Below are 16,120 nucleotides of genomic sequence, written 5' to 3' on the forward strand. Positions count from 1 at the left end.
ATGAGCATGGACCGCGTGGCGTGGAGCTCGCTCTACAACATCAGCACCGCCAAGAGCGGCTCCAAGCCGTTCTCCAAGGAAACCCTGAAGCGGGTCCTGGCCTTCGCCGCTCCGCACAAGGGCAAGCTCATCGCTTTTGTGCTCTCTTCCATCGCAGCGGCCTTCCTGGCCGTCGCCACCCCGGTGCTTGCCGGCCAGGTGGTTGACGCCATCATCGCCAAGACGGATGCCGCTACCGTGATCTGGCTGGCGGTGCTGATCGCCATCGTGGCGGTGGGCGAAGCGGGGGTGGGGCTGTTGACCCGCTGGCTGTCCTCGACCATCGGCGAAGGCGTCATCGTGGACCTGCGCACCCGGGTGTTCGACCACGTGCAGCGCATGCCCATTGCCTTCTTCACCCGCACCCGGACGGGAGCCTTGGTCAGCCGACTCAACAACGACGTCATCGGAGCGCAGTCCGCCTTTGCCGGCACGCTCTCCGGCGTGGTGAGCAACTCCGTGGCGCTGGCCCTGACCCTGATCGTGATGCTCAACAAGTCCTGGCTGGTCACCGTGCTGGCCATGGTCCTTCTGCCGATCTTCCTGATCCCTGCCCGGCGCATGGGCTCCAAGCTGGCAGACCTGCGCCGCGAAGCTGCCGCGCACAACGCCGCCATGGGCACCCAGATGACCGAGCGGTTCTCCGCGCCCGGCGCGACGCTGGTCAAGCTGTTCGGCCGCCCGGATGAGGAATCCCGCGAATTCGCTGCCCGCGCGGGCCGCGTCCGCGACATCGGCGTCCGCATGGCGATGCTGCAGTTCACATTTGTCACGGCACTGACCCTGGTCTCCGCGCTCGCACTGGCGCTGGTCTACGGCCTCGGTGGCTGGCTCGCCCTGGGCGGCCAGCTCGCGCCCGGCGACGTGGTGGTCCTGGCGCTGCTCCTGACCCGGCTCTACGCCCCGCTCACGGCGCTGTCCAACGCCCGCGTGGAAGTCATGAGCGCACTGGTCAGTTTTGAGCGGGTGTTTGAAATCCTGGACCTGAAGCCGCTGATCCAGCAGAAGCCGGATGCTGTGCCCGTTCCTGCCGGGCCCGTGTCCGTGGAGTTCGATAACGTCCGCTTCGCCTATCCCTCCGCGGACAAGGTCTCTTTGGCCTCGTTGGAGGAGGTCTCCACCCTGGACACGCGGGGCGGCGAGGAAGTGCTGCACGGCGTCAGCTTCCGGGTTGAGCCAGGCCAGACGGTGGCGCTGGTGGGTTCCTCCGGGGCCGGCAAGTCCACCATTGCCCAGCTGCTGTCGAGGCTTTACGACGTCGACTCGGGCGCCGTGCGTCTTGGGGGCACCGCGCCGGGGACGGGGCTGGACGTCAGGGACACCACCTTCGATTCGCTGCGGGACACCCTGGGCATGGTCACCCAGGACGGCCACCTGTTCCACGAGACCATCGCCTCCAACCTCCGGCTGGCCCGGCCCGACGCCACGGACGAAGACATGTGGGACGTCCTGCGCCAGGCCCGGCTGGAGACGATGATCAGGTCCCTGCCGGACGGCCTGGAGACGGTGGTGGGGGAGCGCGGCTACCGGCTTTCCGGCGGCGAACGCCAACGGCTCACCATCGCCCGGCTCCTCATTGCCCAGCCGCGGGTTGTCATCCTCGATGAGGCCACTGCCGCGCTCGACTCCACGAACGAAGCCGCCGTGCAGGCAGCCCTGGGCGCCGCACTCGAGGGGCGTACCGCCGTCGTGATTGCGCACCGGCTCTCCACTATCCGCGCGGCGGACGCCATCCTGGTGGTGGAGGGCGGCCAAATCGTGGAACGTGGAACCCACACCGAACTGCTGGCGGCGGACGGCCGCTACGCCGAGCTGTACCGGACGCAGTTTGCCGAGGCCACAGCTGTGGCGCAGGAGTCCGTCCCCGAGTTCTAAGGGCTGGAAGCCGCTGCCTAGAGGGCCCGCGAGGCCAGCAGGGGCAGGATGTGGTCCGTCAGCAGCGGCGCGAGGTCCCGGGGGAGGGCTGCGTCCGCCGGCCTGCTGATGTCCAGCCACCGGATCTCGGCGATTTCAGCCGCGGGAGTGGCCTGCCACGTGCCCGGAGCCACGAACACGGTGGCTTCGATGTCGGTGGCGGCCTCGTTCGCGGCGTCCGCGATCCAGACACCCATCAGTTCAAGCTCCTGCGGCCGCACCACGATCCCCACCTCCTCGGCGAGTTCCCTTGCGGCTGCCTGCACAGCGGTTTCTCCCGGCTCCGGCTTGCCGCCGGGGTGCATGAACATGCCGGTCCCGCGCTTCCGTACGGTCAAGAGGCGCCCGGCGTCGTCAAACACGCAGACGGCGGAGACCACGATCCGGTCCTTCATGCGGTGATCCTTGCCAGGCGCGAGACCAGCAGGAGGTCCTTGCGGGGACCGGTGACGTCCCAGCTGTAACTGAACGCGTCCGGGCCCTGGCGGGTGTAGGACACGCGGTAAGTGTCGGGGTCGCACCAGTGGGTGTCCTGGCTGGTGTCAGGGGTGAAGCTCATGCGGTGGAACGGCCTGCCGTCGGGAAAGAACACGTCCAGCGCATCGGGTTGCGGCAGGGGTTTCAGGACGTACTCCCGAGAGGCGGGACCGGTAAAAGAAGGCCAGCGCATGGTGCCTTCCTCTCGAAGGCCCAGGCCGCCGTCGTCCGTTGGCGTGTAAACCACGACGCCGGAAAAGGTTCCGTGGGTGCCGTCCGACCTGTCCAGCAGGTCCCGCTCAAGCTGCCAGCGCCCAGCCTGGCTTGCTTCGCTGACGCCAAGGAGGTAGGCGCGGAGGCTTGGCTCCGGGGAAGGAGAATTCAAGTGCCCTCGATTGGAATCGAACCAACGACACCGGCTTTAGGAGAGCCGTGCTCTATCCACTGAGCTACGAGGGCGGGTGTCCGGTGGGGTTCGGCGGGGCCGGTCCGTCCGGACACGGTTACAAGCATACAAGGTGCCGGGCCGTACTACGCTCAAGGCATGAGTCCAGCCCCCACTGCCGCTCCCGCCGCCGCCTTCATCCCGAACGTTGCGTCCACCCGGCAGTACATCGGGGCCTGGGCGGTGCTGAGTGTGCTGCAGTATTTCGCCGCCGAGGCAGCCGTGGCCATGGCGTGGGCGGGACCGCGTCCGTACGACCTGCGGACCGGGTACATCAGTGACCTGGGGGCGCTCCACTGCGGAATCTACTCAGGACGCGACGTGTGCTCACCATTGAACTGGCTGATGAACGCCTCGTTCGTGGTCCAGGGCCTCGGGCTGCTGCTGGGGGCGATACTGCTGACCTCGGGACTGCTGCGCGTGGCCGCCCGGCCCGGCACCTGGGTTAGTTGGGCCCGCAGGGAGCCTTGGCTCGCGGCCTCCGCCGTCCGGCTGCTCACCGGAGCCGCCGGCGTTGGAACCGTGGTGGTGGGCCTGGTCCCCGAAGACGTTGGCTCCCCCTGGCACTATGCGGGCGCCGTTATGTACTTCATCACCGGCGGCGCGGCACTGCTGGTGCTCGGCCTGCTGTGGCTGCGGAAGACGGGGATGGCGTGGTTCATCCTGGCGTGCGGCACCGTGTCCTTGGCGGCGGTCGCCACCGGGGGATTGACTCGCATGGAGGTACCGGAGCCGGGGACGCTGGAGCGGCTGATGGGCTACCCGGTGACGCTGGGGATGGCGACGGCGGGCCTGGTCATTGCGCAGCGGGTGCACCGGCACCGGAAGCAACGCCGCGCTGCGGAAGCTGCCGCAAGGGCAACTGCCGTTTAGCGCTCTTTCCGCTTCCGGCTGTTGAGGAAGACCGCGGCCGCCCCGGCAAGGAGGCTCAGCACCAAAAGTACCCAGCCTGCAACGGTGAGGCCGGACGCCAAGGCCACCTGGCCGGCGTCGGGACCGGGCGTGCCCATCATGGAATCAATGGCCACGTTGCCCCACAGCCGGACCACCACGAACAGCATGGGCAACGCCCAGAGCGCCCAGCGCAAGACCTTCCGCGCCACGTTGGTCCCAATGAGCAGCAACCACGTGAATCCGAAGATCAGCGGGAAGAGCGTTCCGGCGGTTTTGTGGACGTAACTCAGCTGGCCCAGCGCATCGCCGTTCATGACGCCCTGGAGCCGTCCGACGTAGCCGGCATCGAAGCCGCCCACCAGGGAATCCGGCATGGCCATGCCCTGGGACAGCTGCGTGAGCTGGTCCAGGGTCAGCAGGTGCAGGTACCAGAACAGGAACAGGCTGGCCACCACACCGGCAATGACGATCAGATTGCTGTTTCCCTGTGCCTTCTCCGGCGTGCGCGACGTGGTGGGGTTGACCACCGGCGGCAGGTGGTGCTGCGGCACAGCCGCGTTGGCGCCGTGCTTCTTGATCCGCTGGGCAGGGGTTTTGGCCATGGCACCATTATCCCGCCCCATAAACTGAACCCATGACCACTGGCCGACACAGCGCAGCTGTTCTTGACCCCTCATTGGATGACTACGACCTGGCGGCCGCCCTGGTCCGGGAAGCCGGCCAGCTGGCGCTCCTCATGCGCATGGCCGGGCTTGAGTCGGAACAAAAGACTTCTGTGTCCGACGTCGTCACCGCGGCCGACCACGCCGCGGAAGCCTATGTCCTGGAACAACTGCGGCGCTGCTTACCGGACGATGGGATCGTGGGCGAGGAAGGTGCCTCCGTCCAGGGGACCAGCGGCCGGACCTGGGTGATCGACCCCGTGGACGGTACCTACAACTTCCTGCACGGTTCCACGTACTGGTGCTCAGCCATCGCGCTCAAGGACCGCCGCGCTGTGCTGCTGGGCGCCGTCTTCCAGCCGGAGGAGGACAAGCTGTGGCTGGGCGGGCATGACCGGCAGGCCACCTTGAACGGTGAAGCGCTGACCTCGTTTACCGGCGACGAAGGCAGGCGCAACACCACCAGCGTCGCCGAACTCGGCGCTGCCACCTACATCCATCCCACTTGGTTGATGGACCCGATGTGTGCCATGCCGTGGCACGCTGCGGCCACCTCCGCCGCATCCCTCCGCATGCTGGGATCCGGTTCCTGCGACCTCGGCCGGGTAGCCGACGGGCAGCTGGGGTGCTGGTTCCAGCACAGCTGCCCGGAATGGGACTGGCTGCCGGGCAAAGCGATTGTCCTTGCGGTAAGCGGGGCCGTGGATACCGTCCGGGTCAACGGGCTGGAGTGGTTCATCGCAGGAGGAACGAGGGCGGTCCGCGAGCTGCGTGCGGCCCTCGAGTCAGGCTCTGTGGCCTGAAGCAATCGCCCGCGCAGCGGGAGTAATCCACAGCCTGGAAGGCGTTGTCGGTCCCACCGCCTAGACTTGTAGGCACCATGGATATGTTGTTTGACCCGTACTCTGACGGACCGTTCAAGGCCGCTCCCGCCTCCACCGCCCGCACAAGGACGGAGCCTGAGGGCGTTGCCACCACGGCAGGGCCGGGCGGAATGCCGGACCTGAACGCCGGCGGGCACAACACCTCCGGGGGCTGGCAACAGTCCAGCCACGACGCCGAGCGGCACCATGACGTACCACCATGGCAGTCGCCGCCCCGACGCTTCCCAGCTGCTGGAGGGACTGAACCCGCAGCAGGAGGAAGCGGTCAAGCACGGCGGATCGGCGCTGCTGATCGTCGCCGGCGCCGGATCCGGCAAGACCCGCGTGCTCAGTAACCGGATCGCGTACCTGATCGCCACCGGCCGTGCCCACCACGGCGAAATCCTGGCCATTACGTTCACCAACAAGGCGGCCGCGGAAATGCGGGAGCGCATTGAGGCGCTGGTGGGTGGACGCGCCAAAATCATGTGGATTTCCACGTTCCACTCGTCCTGCGTCCGGATCCTGCGGCAGGAAGCGGCCAATGTCGGCCTGAAATCCAACTTCTCCATCTACGACTCCGCCGACTCCCTCCGCCTGGTCACGCAGGTTTCAAAAACCCTTGACCTTGACCCCAAGAAGTTTGCGCCGAAAGCCATCCAGCACAAGATTTCGGCGTTGAAGAACGAACTGATCGACGCCGAATCCTTTGCCTCGGAAGCCAACTACAACGACCCCTTCGAACATGCGGTGGCGGACGTCTACAAGGGCTACACGCAGCGGCTCCGCCAAGCCAACGCCATGGACTTCGATGACCTCATCGCCGAGACCGTCTACATGTTCCGCGCCTTCCCGGCGCTGGCGGAGTCCTACCGCCGCCGGTTCCGCCACGTCCTGGTGGACGAATACCAGGACACCAACCACGCCCAGTACGCCCTGGTCCGGGAGATCGTGGGGGAGGGCCCGGGTGCCTCGGAGCTGACCGTTGTTGGCGACTCTGACCAGTCCATCTACGCCTTCCGCGGCGCGGACATCCGGAACATTGTGGAGTTCGAAAAGGACTACCCGGAGGCCCGCACCATCAAGCTGGAGCAGAACTACCGTTCCACCCAGAACATCCTGAGTGCCGCCAACTCGGTCATCTCCCGCAACCCCAACCGGCCGGAAAAGCGGCTGTGGACCGCCGAGGGCGAAGGCCACAAGATCATTGGCTATGTCGGCGAAAACGAACACGACGAAGCGCAGTTCATCGCCAAGGAGATCGACCGACTCCAGGACGAGGAGAACCTCCGCCCGGGCGACGTCGCCATCTTCTACCGCACCAATGCCCAGTCCCGCTCCATCGAGGACGTGCTGGTGCGCGTGGGCCTGCCGTACAAGGTAGTGGGCGGCACCCGCTTCTACGAGCGCAAGGAAATTAAGGACGCCCTGGCCTACCTGCGCGTCCTGGTGAACCCGGACGACGACGTCAACCTCCGCCGGGTGCTCAACGAACCCAAGCGCGGCATCGGCGACCGTGCCGAAGGCGCCGTGGCGGCCCTCGCCAGCCGCGAACGCACCTCGTTCATGGCGGCCGCCCGCCGCGCGGACCAGGCACCTGGTATGGCCACCCGTTCGGTCAACGCCGTCCTCGGCTTCGTGAAAATGCTGGACGACCTCGCCGAGGTGGCTGCCGGGTCCGGGGCTGCCGCAGCACTCGAAGCAGTGCTGGAGCAAACCGGCTACCTTGCCGCGCTGCGGTCCAGCACCGATCCGCAGGACGAGTCCCGCGTGGAAAACCTGGCCGAGCTCGTGGCCGTGGTGCGCGAGTACGAGCAGGAGAATCCCGAGGGCAGCCTCGGCGCATTCCTCGAACAGGTATCCCTCGTGGCAGATGCCGACCAGATTCCGGATGCTCCCGGCGCGGACATTGACGCCGCCGTCGCCGAGGCCAAACGACTGGGCGTGGTGACGCTGATGACCCTGCACACGGCCAAGGGCCTGGAGTTCCCGGTGGTGTTCCTCACCGGCATGGAGCACGGACTCTTCCCGCACCAACGCTCCGCCACCGACCCCAAGGAACTTGCCGAGGAACGCCGGCTGGCCTACGTGGGACTCACCCGTGCCCGGAAGCGGCTGTACGTGACCCGGTCCGAGGTCCGCAGCATGTGGGGCCAAAGCCAGTACAACCCGGCCAGCCAATTCCTCGAGGAAATCCCCGCGGAGCTCCTGGAATGGAAACGGGAAGGCACCAGCCGCCAGTCATGGGCGGGCGGCGGTTCAATCGGCTCGGGCCGGTACAGCGGATCGTTCTGGGGCGCCGGTACCGCCCGCGGAGCCGCGGCAGATTCTTCCGCCGGCTTCAATGCCGACGTCCCGGCGTTCATCGCCAAGAACCGGGTGCAGCCGCAGAAGGAAATTATCGCCGTCAGCGTGGGGGACAAGGTCAACCACACCAGTTTTGGCAACGGAACGGTCCTGGCCCTCGAAGGTGCAGGAGACAAGACCGTGGCAAAGGTGAAGTTCGACGTCGGCGAAAAGCGCCTGCTGCTGCGCTACGCCCCGCTCACCAAACTCGACGCCTAGGCACGCCCGCGGACGTGCATAATGGAGCCCATGCGACGGACTGTATTGGGGATGCTCGCCGCCCTTTTCCTTATCACCTCCACCGGCTGCACGGTGACTACCAAGGACCCGGCCTACGTTCCGCCGGCTCCGTTGCACCCCATGGAGCAGCTGGAAAAGGCGCCACTGGCCGATGCGAAAACGTTCTCCAGCGGCGCAGATGTCCTCTCTTTCATCACCGCCGACCGGACCATCGCGTGCTCGCTCACGTCCGCCCGCGGGGAACACCTGAACCTGCCCTACGAGCAGAACCGCTACAGCGACGCCGCCAACAACAAGCTGCCCATCGTCCCGGTAGCCCACTGCGAGCTCGCCTCCTATCCGGCGCCCGAGCCAGGCGATATCAAGGACGACTGCGCCGGAACCCACCTTGGCTACCTGGGCGGTGTGGCCCTCCTGTCGCCGGACACCGCCCGATACGGTGAATGCCGCTCCGGCGTCACATCCATGGAAGGAACCTACGGGCCCAAGGGGAGCAAGGAGGGAACGCTGACCCAGTTGCCCGTGCTTGCGGACGGGCAGAACCTGGAACGCAACGGACTGCGCTGCTCCGCGTACAACGGCGGCGTGGCATGCGGAAACGTCTCCGCCGGCGTCGGATTCTTCGTTTCGCCCAAACGTTACGAGCTGATTCAGGGTGCGGCAAAAAGCGGCCAGCCGCCGCAGCAGGAGGGCCCAAAAACCCCGTAATTCCGCGGTTTTTCTACGCTCCATAGAATAGTGTGCTTACTCACATAAGGGGTAGTCTGGGACGGCCCGGTCCCTCCAAAGGACTAGAGTTCCCCATGGAGCATTACGCCGCGTGGCTCGTTTCCAGACAGGCCGCCGGTGCGTGCAATCCGCAGCCCGGTCATCGTCGTACAGATGGTGTCCGACTGTACAGAAACTACTTCGACGTAGAAGGACACTAAACCGTGGACCTGTTTGAATACCAGGCGCGCGATATGTTCGAGGCGCACGGTGTACCCGTGCTTGCCGACATCGTGGCGTACACCCCAGAAGAAGCAAAGGCAGCTGCTGAGAAGATCGGCGGCGTGACCGTTGTCAAGGCACAGGTCAAGGCAGGCGGCCGTGGCAAGGCCGGCGGCGTCAAGGTCGCAAAGTCCGCTGATGAGGCGTTTGAGCACGCCACCAACATCCTGGGCATGGACATCAAGGGCCACACCGTCAAAAAGGTGATGATTGCCCAGGGTGCGGACATCGCCGAGGAGTTCTACTTCTCCGTCCTGCTGGACCGCGCCAACCGCAACTACCTGGCCATGTGCTCGGTTGAAGGCGGCATGGAGATCGAGCAGCTCGCCGTCGAACGTCCCGAAGCGCTGGCCAAGATCGCCATCGATCCCGCCGTGGGCATCGACCAGGCCAAGGCCGACGAAATCGTCGCAGCCGCAGGCTTCGCCGAGGAACTGCGCGGCAAGGTCGCCGCCGTGATCCTCAAGCTCTGGGATGTCTTCAAGAAGGAAGACGCAACCCTGGTGGAGGTCAACCCGCTGGTCAAGACCGGCGCCGGCGAGATCGTGGCACTGGACGGCAAGGTCTCCCTGGACGAGAACGCCGACTTCCGCCACGCCAAGCACGCGCAGCTCGAGGACAAGGACGCTGCAGACCCGCTTGAGGCCAAGGCAAAGGCGCAGGACCTCAACTACGTCAAGCTTGACGGCGAAGTGGGCATCATCGGCAACGGTGCAGGCCTGGTCATGTCCACCCTGGACGTCGTTGCCTACGCCGGTGAAAACCACGGCAACGTCAAGCCCGCCAACTTCCTGGACATCGGCGGCGGAGCCTCGGCCGAGGTCATGGCCGCCGGCTTGGACGTCATCCTGGGCGACGAGCAGGTCAAGTCCGTATTCGTCAACGTCTTCGGCGGCATCACCGCTTGCGACGCTGTCGCCAAGGGCATCGTCGGCGCACTGGCCGAACTGGGCCACGCCGCCAACAAGCCGCTGGTAGTCCGCCTCGACGGCAACAACGTCGAGGAAGGCCGCCGCATCCTCAACGAGGCCAACCACCCGCTGGTTACCCTGGCCGCCACCATGGACGAGGGCGCCGACAAGGCCGCCGAGCTCGCCAACGCAGCGAAGTAAAGGGACGCACCATGTCTATCTATCTGAACAAAGACTCCAAGGTCATCGTCCAGGGCATCACCGGCGGCGAAGGCACCAAGCACACCGCCCTGATGCTCAAGGCCGGCACCAACATCGTGGGCGGCGTCAACGCCCGCAAGGCCGGCACCACGGTCCTGCACGGCGACAACGAAATCAGCGTCTACGGCACCGTCAAGGAAGCCATGGCTGAAACCGGCGCCGACGTCTCCATCGTCTTCGTGCCGCCGGCATTCACCAAGAACGCCGTTGTCGAAGCCATCGAGGCCGGCATCGGCCTGGTCGTGGTCATCACCGAGGGCGTTCCCGTCCAGGACTCCGCCGAATTCTGGGCCCTGGCCCAGTCCAAGGTGGACGCCGACGGCAACCAGGTCACCCGCATCATCGGCCCGAACTGCCCCGGCATCATCACCCCCGGCGAAGCACTGGTTGGCATCACCCCCGCCAACATCACCGGCAAGGGCCCCATCGGCCTGGTTTCCAAGTCCGGCACGCTGACCTACCAGATGATGTACGAACTGCGCGACCTGGGCTTCTCCACCGCCATCGGCATCGGCGGCGACCCCATCATCGGCACCACGCACATCGACGCCCTGGCCGCGTTCGAGGCTGACCCCGAGACCAAGGCCATCGTCATGATCGGCGAGATCGGCGGCGACGCCGAAGAGCGCGCAGCCGACTTCATCAAGGCCAACGTCACCAAGCCGGTCGTCGGCTACGTTGCCGGCTTCACCGCCCCCGAAGGCAAGACCATGGGCCACGCAGGCGCCATCGTCTCCGGTTCCGCCGGTACCGCGCAGGCCAAGAAGGAAGCCCTCGAGGCTGCCGGCGTAAAGGTCGGCAAGACGCCGTCCGAGACCGCCAAGCTGCTCCGCGAGGTCTACGCCGCCCTCTAGGCAGCACTTCACTACGCGGGGCCACCCCCGGTCCGTTTCCAGTGATGGGACGGACCCCGGGTGGCCCCGCGTTCGTTGTTTAACGAATGACGACGACGGCGGGCGGCGCCTGCCCAACCCGGTCGAGTAATGTTGGGACAGGAAAAACGGGCGCCCCGGGCGCGCAGGCAGGGGATTAACGATGGCAGAAAAGCGACCCACCCTGGTCGACGCCGTCGTGGACAAGGTCCTCGAGCACATCATCAGCGGGGAAATAAAGGCCGACGACGCCCTGCCGCCGGAGGCTGACATCGCCAAGGAATCGGGCGTCAGCAGGCTGACGGCCCGGGAAGCCATGAAGGTGCTCAAAGCGCAGGACGTTGTCTACGTAAAGCGCGGCCGGGGCACTTTCGTCAACCCGCCCGAGCGCTGGACCGGGCTGGACGCCATCATGCGTGCAGCCTCCAGGGGAGTGGCCTCGGACCAGGTGGCACTCCGCCTGCTGGAGGTACGCCGCATGGTGGAGACCGGGGCAGCCGAACTTGCTGCCTCCCGGCACCGCCCGGTTGACCTCACTGCGTTGCAGGACAGCGTGGAGCAGATGGAAGCGGCGCACCTGGCCGGAGATGTCGATGCACTGACCGTGGCCGATATCGCCTTCCATGACACCGTGCTGCGTGCATCCGGCAATCCGTTCGTACCCGCCCTGCTGGGACAGCTCTCCACGCTGCTGTACGCCATGCGCCGGGAAACTTCAGCCTTCCCGGACGTGCAGCGCCACGCCATCCACCACCACAAGATGGTCCTGGCGGCCATCGCTGCGGGCGATCCAGCCACGGCGCGGTCCACCATGGATGCCCACATCACCCAGACCTTTGAGGACTACGAGCAGTTCCTTGCCATGTCCAGCCGCAGCGGAACCACCGGCCGCTAGGGGCTGGCCCGCCTGGAACCCGCCCGGCGGGCCAGGGAGCGGTGGCCTGCCTCCCTGTCCGCGTCCGCAGCCATTATGTTGACGCCCACAAGTACCTGTGACTAGAATCTCAGTCAGACATCAGACATCTGATATCACCCCCCAAAATGCCGCCAGCCAAAGGAGTCGTCATGCGCGCGCATTCCCCTTTTGAGGGTCCCCACACCACCCCCGGAGGCCTGCGATGACCTCCCGCACCACTGCCCCCGCACTCAGCCAGCTCGGCGAGACCACCCTCCGCAAGGTACGCCGGCGGCTGATGCCCCTGATCGTCCTTCTCTACTTCATTGCCTACCTGGACCGGAACAATGTGGGCTTCGCCAAGCTCGGCATGCAGGGCGACATCGGCCTGACCGAGGCTGCCTACGGCCTGGGCGCCGGCATCTTCTTCCTTGGTTACGCCTTGCTTGAGATCCCCAGCAACGGCGGCATGTACCGGTATGGTGCCCGCAAATGGATCGCCAGAATCCTCATCACCTGGGGAATCTTCGCAACTGCCATGTTCCTGGTGAACGGTGAAACCACGTTCTATGTCATCCGTTTCCTCCTCGGCGCGGCAGAGGCCGGCTTCTTCCCGGCGATCCTCTTCTACCTGACGCTGTGGTTCCCGGCGGCCCAGCGAGTGACGGTGTTGGGCATTTTCATCCTCGCCCAGCCCATCTCCAACGCCCTGGGCGCACCAGTGTCCGGCATGCTCCTGAACCTGGAAGGCGTGGCCGTCCTGCACGGCTGGCAGTGGCTCTACATCCTCGAGGGCATTCCGGCCATCATCCTGGGCATCATCACGCCGTTCGTCATGACCGACCGCCCCGAGCACGCCAAGTGGCTCAAGCCGGAAGAGCGTGAATGGCTGTCGACCACCATGGCCGCTGAGCTGGCCCACAAGCAGAAGTCCGGAAACCACAACTTCCTGGCCGGCCTCAAGGACCCCCGCACCATCGCCTACTCCGCGCTGTACTTCGGCCTGGTCTGCGGCATCTACGGCCTGGGGCTCTGGCTGCCCACCATCGTCAAGGCACTGGGCAAGTTTGACTCAACGCAGGTGGGGTTCATCGTCTTCATCCCGTACGCCATCGCCGCGGTGTTCGTGTACTTCTGGAGCAAGCGGTCAGACCGTACGGGCAACCGCGTATGGCATGCCAGCGTCAGCATGGTGCTTGCCGCCGTCGGCCTCCTGGGAGCCGGCTTCCTGCTCCCGGTCAACGCGGTGCTTGCCATGGTCTTCCTGACCCTGGCAGCCATGGGCATCTACTCCGCGATCGCACCCTTCCTGGCCATGCCGTCCGCCGCCCTCACCGGCGCCGCGGCAGCCGCCGGACTGGCCATGGTCAACTCGCTCGGCAACCTGGGCGGCTTCGTGGCCCCCTACATCGTGGGCATCCTCAAGGACGCCACCGGAAACAGCCAGACGGGCCTGGTGTTCCTGGCCGCCTGCCTTGCCGTGACCGCCGTCGCCACTTACCTCTATGCACGCAACCGGCCTGAAGGTGTCTCCGCCCCCGCAGCCACCATTCCTGCCGCCGAAAAACATTAGGAAACAGCAATGACTACAGAGCACGCATTCCCCACAGAACGTACCGCAGTCCTGACCGGGGCGGCATCCGCCCGGGGCATTGGCCGCGCAACCGCAGACCGGCTGGCCAGCCAGGGCTGGTCCATCGCCATTTTGGACATCAACGCCGAAGACGCCAAGGCGGCCGCAGCGGAAATTGGTTCCAGCCGTGCCGTCAAGGCCATCGGCGTGGGCGCCGACGTCTCGGACGAGGCGTCGGTGGATCGTGCCATCACCGAAATCGAGCAGTCCCTTCCGCCCATCGTGGGACTGGTCAACCTGGCCGGAATCAGTTCCCCCACTCCCTTCATGGAAACCACCGTGGCGGAATGGGACAAGGTCTTCGCGATCAACATGCGTGGCACCTTCGTGGTGTCCCAGCGCGTCCTCAAGGGCATGATTGAGCGGGAGCTGGGACGGATCGTCAGCATCTCCTCCATCTCCGCCCAGCGCGGCGGTGGAACCTACTCCAAGGTTGCCTACAGTGCCTCCAAAGCCGGAATCCTCGGGTTCACCCGTGCCCTGGCGCGTGAAGTCGGTGAGCACAACATCACAGTGAACGCCATCGCACCGGGCCCGATCGACACGGACATCATGGGCGGAACGCTGAGCGATGAGCGCAAGGCGCAGATGTCCGAGGGGATCATGATGGGCCGGGTGGGAACCCGGGAGGAAGTGGCGGCCCTGATCGGGTTCCTCCTTAGCGAGGATGCCGGCTACATCACGGCCGCGACCTATGACATCAACGGCGGCCTGCAGGTTTCCTGACGCCCCTGCTTTCCTGGCACCCCTGGCGCACGGTGCCGTACGGCCCAGCGGCCGCACGGCACCGTGGCCGGGGCGCGTCATCCGCAACGTCCCGCCCCTGCAGCGGCTATAGGATTTCTACATGGCAACCAAGAACCAGGCCACCGGCGGGGTGAGCAGGCAGGTCCTCGCGGACCACGTCTATGAGGCGCTTTTGGTTGCCCTCATGGACGGCCGGCTGGAAGCGGGCACCCCCGTCAGTATCGACGGGATGGCCAGGGAACTGGACGTCTCACCAACGCCCGTGCGGGAGGCGCTTGCCCGGCTGGAAGCCACCGGCATGGTTCGAAGGATGGCCCTGCGCGGCTACCGGGTAGCCCCGCTGTTCTCTCCGGAAGAGCTGGCAGACCTGATGGACGCCCGGCTGGTGATCGAACCGGCCAACGCCTTCATGGCCTGCAAGCACGCAGACCAGGAACTGACCGGGCAGCTCCAGCAGGCCATCGAGGACCTGAAAGCCGCACCTCGCGGCCCGTCGTTCGCCGAGTTCCGCGCGTACTGGGAAGCGGATGAGCGGTTCCACCGGCTCATTGCCGAATCGGCGGACAATCAGTTCCTGTTGTCCGCCTACAACGCGCTGGGTGGCCAAGTGCAGCGTTTCCGCTTCTTTGGCGGCCTGGGCGTAACGGACGCCGACTACGCCATCGCGGAACATACCGAGATCCTCAAGGCCTTTGAAGCCGGCGACGCCGAACTCGCCCGGCAGAAAATGATCGACCACATCGAGGGCGTCAAGCAGCGCTCGCAGCACGACAGCGAAGTGCGCAGCTAGCAGCACGCCCAGGAGCCGGCGAGCCCCTCATCCCTCGACTCCATCCCTGGGAGTCCACAAACGAACCCTTGACAGGATCCATAACCAACGTAGATCCTATAGGAAATGCGATTCATGATTTGGAGTGACAATGCCGTACACCGCTGAAAACTGGCCCATCGCCGCCGCCCTGCTGCAGTTCCCCGGAACCAGGCCGGACGGAACCGCCGTCCAGGACGCCCCTGCCAGCGACTGGCAGCAGGTCTTCGAAGAAGTGGCCGACGCCGGTTTCACCAATGCCGACCTCACCGACAGCTGGGTCCGTCCCGGCGATCTTTCCAGTGCCCGGCTGGACGACCTGAAAGCCGCCGCCACGGCCGCCGGCCTTGGACTTCCCTCCATCTCCGCCATCCGCCGCAGCGTGATCGAGGAAGGCAACTGGGAAGACAACCTGGCCTACACCCACCGAACCCTCGAGGCCGCAGCACACCTTGGCTGCGAGGTTGTCTCGATCGGGCTCCACCAGGCCATTACCCCCGAGCAGCGGAAGCAGCTGTGGTTCTGGACCGTGGAGGGCCACAAGGACCCGGTGGGGGACAAGGAAAGCTGGAACAACGCCGTCACCCGCATCCGCGAAGTGGGCAAGCACGCCGCCGAACTTGGCCTCCTGGTGTCCCTGGAGATGTACGAGGACACCTACCTGGGCACCGGAGATTCCTCCGTGCAGCTGGTCCAGGACATCGACCTGCCCAACGTGGGGCTGAACCCGGACCTGGGCAACCTGATCCGGCTGCACCGCCCCATCGAGGACTGGCGCGAACTGGTGCACAAGACCCTGCCGTACTCCAACTACTGGCACGTCAAGAACTACATCCGCGATGAAAACCAGGCCCGGAACCAGTACGTCGCCATGCCGGCCCCCATGGAATCAGGCCTTATCAGCTACCGCGAGGCCTTCCAGTTCGCCATCTCCGTCGGCTTCCAGGGCGTCATCTGCACGGAGCACTACGGTGGCGACGGCCTGAGCGTCACCGCCGCCAACCAGGACTACCTGCGCCGCCAGGTCCTCCCCAAGCGCGACGGCTACGCCCTGGGCACCAGCCTGGTGGCCCAGGGCCGGCAAACTCCGGCGGCAGTCCCCGCACGTTAGCCGTCAGGCATC

The 16,120-nt window shown here is 65.8% G+C and carries 15 protein-coding genes and 1 tRNA gene; 12 read left to right on the top strand and 4 right to left on the bottom strand.

Annotated features, from left to right (window positions below):
* Nucleotides 1-1,914: an ABC transporter ATP-binding protein gene (locus NMQ03_RS04285; protein WP_255174527.1), complete on the top strand. Its 1,914-nt coding sequence runs from the start codon at nt 1-3 to the stop codon at nt 1,912-1,914.
* A 17-nt stretch (nt 1,915-1,931) separates the two neighbouring features.
* Here NMQ03_RS04285 and NMQ03_RS04290 read toward each other — a convergent pair whose 3' ends face one another.
* The 3 genes from NMQ03_RS04290 to NMQ03_RS04300 all read right to left on the bottom strand — a co-directional run bounded on the left by NMQ03_RS04290 (nt 1,932) and on the right by NMQ03_RS04300 (nt 2,889).
* The gene (locus NMQ03_RS04290) at nt 1,932-2,348 is read right to left on the bottom strand and encodes an NUDIX domain-containing protein (RefSeq protein ID WP_255174528.1); all 417 of its coding nucleotides are present in this window, start codon (nt 2,346-2,348) and stop codon (nt 1,932-1,934) included.
* On the bottom strand, nt 2,345-2,815 hold the full coding sequence (locus NMQ03_RS04295) for a DUF6314 family protein (protein ID WP_255174529.1): 471 nt from the start codon (nt 2,813-2,815) through the stop codon (nt 2,345-2,347). Before NMQ03_RS04295 ends, NMQ03_RS04290 begins: the two co-directional genes overlap by 4 nt.
* 1 nt (nt 2,816) lies before the next feature.
* Nucleotides 2,817-2,889, bottom strand: a tRNA-Arg gene (locus NMQ03_RS04300).
* Between the two features lie 85 nt (nt 2,890-2,974).
* On the opposite strand from NMQ03_RS04300, the gene NMQ03_RS04305 reads away from it, so the two are divergent.
* On the top strand, nt 2,975-3,748 hold the full coding sequence (locus NMQ03_RS04305; protein ID WP_255174530.1) for a DUF998 domain-containing protein: 774 nt from the start codon (nt 2,975-2,977) through the stop codon (nt 3,746-3,748).
* Here NMQ03_RS04305 and NMQ03_RS04310 read toward each other — a convergent pair.
* Nucleotides 3,745-4,371: a hypothetical protein gene (locus NMQ03_RS04310; protein ID WP_255174531.1), complete on the bottom strand. Its 627-nt coding sequence runs from the start codon at nt 4,369-4,371 to the stop codon at nt 3,745-3,747. The genes NMQ03_RS04305 and NMQ03_RS04310 overlap by 4 nt on opposite strands.
* Before the next feature lie 32 nt (nt 4,372-4,403).
* Here NMQ03_RS04310 and NMQ03_RS04315 point away from each other — a divergent pair, with 32 nt between their 5' ends.
* From NMQ03_RS04315 to NMQ03_RS04360, 10 genes are all read left to right on the top strand, one after another.
* On the top strand, nt 4,404-5,234 hold the full coding sequence (locus tag NMQ03_RS04315) for an inositol monophosphatase family protein (RefSeq protein ID WP_255174532.1): 831 nt from the start codon (nt 4,404-4,406) through the stop codon (nt 5,232-5,234).
* A gap of 267 nt (nt 5,235-5,501) precedes the next feature.
* On the top strand, nt 5,502-7,859 hold the full coding sequence (pcrA, locus tag NMQ03_RS04320) for a DNA helicase PcrA (RefSeq protein ID WP_255174533.1): 2,358 nt from the start codon (nt 5,502-5,504) through the stop codon (nt 7,857-7,859).
* 21 nt (nt 7,860-7,880) lie between these two features.
* Nucleotides 7,881-8,588 (top strand): hypothetical protein, encoded by a 708-nt coding sequence (locus tag NMQ03_RS04325; protein ID WP_255174534.1) that lies wholly within the window; start codon nt 7,881-7,883, stop codon nt 8,586-8,588.
* Nucleotides 8,589-8,812: 224 nt separating this feature from the next.
* Nucleotides 8,813-9,982 carry an ADP-forming succinate--CoA ligase subunit beta gene (sucC, locus tag NMQ03_RS04330; protein ID WP_255174535.1) on the top strand — a complete coding sequence of 390 codons (1,170 nt, stop codon included), beginning with the start codon at nt 8,813-8,815 and terminating at the stop codon, nt 9,980-9,982.
* A gap of 11 nt (nt 9,983-9,993) precedes the next feature.
* Nucleotides 9,994-10,896: a succinate--CoA ligase subunit alpha gene (sucD, locus tag NMQ03_RS04335; RefSeq protein ID WP_255174536.1), complete on the top strand. Its 903-nt coding sequence runs from the start codon at nt 9,994-9,996 to the stop codon at nt 10,894-10,896.
* Nucleotides 10,897-11,077: 181 nt separating this feature from the next.
* Nucleotides 11,078-11,809, top strand: a complete 732-nt coding sequence (locus NMQ03_RS04340) for a FadR/GntR family transcriptional regulator (RefSeq protein WP_255174537.1) — start codon at nt 11,078-11,080, stop codon at nt 11,807-11,809.
* Nucleotides 11,810-12,032: 223 nt separating this feature from the next.
* Entirely contained in the window at nt 12,033-13,382 is a 1,350-nt protein-coding gene (locus NMQ03_RS04345; protein WP_255174538.1) for an MFS transporter, read from the top strand.
* Between the two features lie 9 nt (nt 13,383-13,391).
* Nucleotides 13,392-14,168: an SDR family NAD(P)-dependent oxidoreductase gene (locus NMQ03_RS04350; protein WP_255174539.1), complete on the top strand. Its 777-nt coding sequence runs from the start codon at nt 13,392-13,394 to the stop codon at nt 14,166-14,168.
* Between the two features lie 121 nt (nt 14,169-14,289).
* On the top strand, nt 14,290-14,979 hold the full coding sequence (locus NMQ03_RS04355; RefSeq protein WP_255174540.1) for a GntR family transcriptional regulator: 690 nt from the start codon (nt 14,290-14,292) through the stop codon (nt 14,977-14,979).
* A 130-nt stretch (nt 14,980-15,109) separates the two neighbouring features.
* Complete coding sequence (locus tag NMQ03_RS04360) at nt 15,110-16,108, top strand: sugar phosphate isomerase/epimerase (protein WP_255174541.1); 999 nt, start codon at nt 15,110-15,112, stop codon at nt 16,106-16,108.
* Nucleotides 16,109-16,120: the final 12 nt, after the last annotated feature.

It is taken from the genome of Arthrobacter sp. DNA4, from assembly GCF_024362385.1.
Taxonomy (GTDB): domain Bacteria; phylum Actinomycetota; class Actinomycetes; order Actinomycetales; family Micrococcaceae; genus Arthrobacter.

What these genes read in the sequence shown, in the direction of transcription:
- NMQ03_RS04285 (WP_255174527.1), top strand. Translation starts at nt 1, where the DNA reads ATGAGCATGGACCGCGTGGCGTGGAGCTCGCTCTACAACATCAGCACC.
- NMQ03_RS04310 (WP_255174531.1), bottom strand. Translation starts at nt 4,371, where the DNA reads ATGGCCAAAACCCCTGCCCAGCGGATCAAGAAGCACGGCGCCAACGCG.
- NMQ03_RS04315 (WP_255174532.1), top strand. Translation starts at nt 4,404, where the DNA reads ATGACCACTGGCCGACACAGCGCAGCTGTTCTTGACCCCTCATTGGAT.
- NMQ03_RS04355 (WP_255174540.1), top strand. Translation starts at nt 14,290, where the DNA reads ATGGCAACCAAGAACCAGGCCACCGGCGGGGTGAGCAGGCAGGTCCTC.
- NMQ03_RS04325 (WP_255174534.1), top strand. Translation starts at nt 7,881, where the DNA reads ATGGAGCCCATGCGACGGACTGTATTGGGGATGCTCGCCGCCCTTTTC.
- NMQ03_RS04305 (WP_255174530.1), top strand. Translation starts at nt 2,975, where the DNA reads ATGAGTCCAGCCCCCACTGCCGCTCCCGCCGCCGCCTTCATCCCGAAC.
- sucD (WP_255174536.1), top strand. Translation starts at nt 9,994, where the DNA reads ATGTCTATCTATCTGAACAAAGACTCCAAGGTCATCGTCCAGGGCATC.
- NMQ03_RS04290 (WP_255174528.1), bottom strand. Translation starts at nt 2,348, where the DNA reads ATGAAGGACCGGATCGTGGTCTCCGCCGTCTGCGTGTTTGACGACGCC.
- pcrA (WP_255174533.1), top strand. Translation starts at nt 5,502, where the DNA reads ATGACGTACCACCATGGCAGTCGCCGCCCCGACGCTTCCCAGCTGCTG.
- NMQ03_RS04345 (WP_255174538.1), top strand. Translation starts at nt 12,033, where the DNA reads ATGACCTCCCGCACCACTGCCCCCGCACTCAGCCAGCTCGGCGAGACC.
- NMQ03_RS04360 (WP_255174541.1), top strand. Translation starts at nt 15,110, where the DNA reads ATGCCGTACACCGCTGAAAACTGGCCCATCGCCGCCGCCCTGCTGCAG.
- NMQ03_RS04350 (WP_255174539.1), top strand. Translation starts at nt 13,392, where the DNA reads ATGACTACAGAGCACGCATTCCCCACAGAACGTACCGCAGTCCTGACC.
- NMQ03_RS04340 (WP_255174537.1), top strand. Translation starts at nt 11,078, where the DNA reads ATGGCAGAAAAGCGACCCACCCTGGTCGACGCCGTCGTGGACAAGGTC.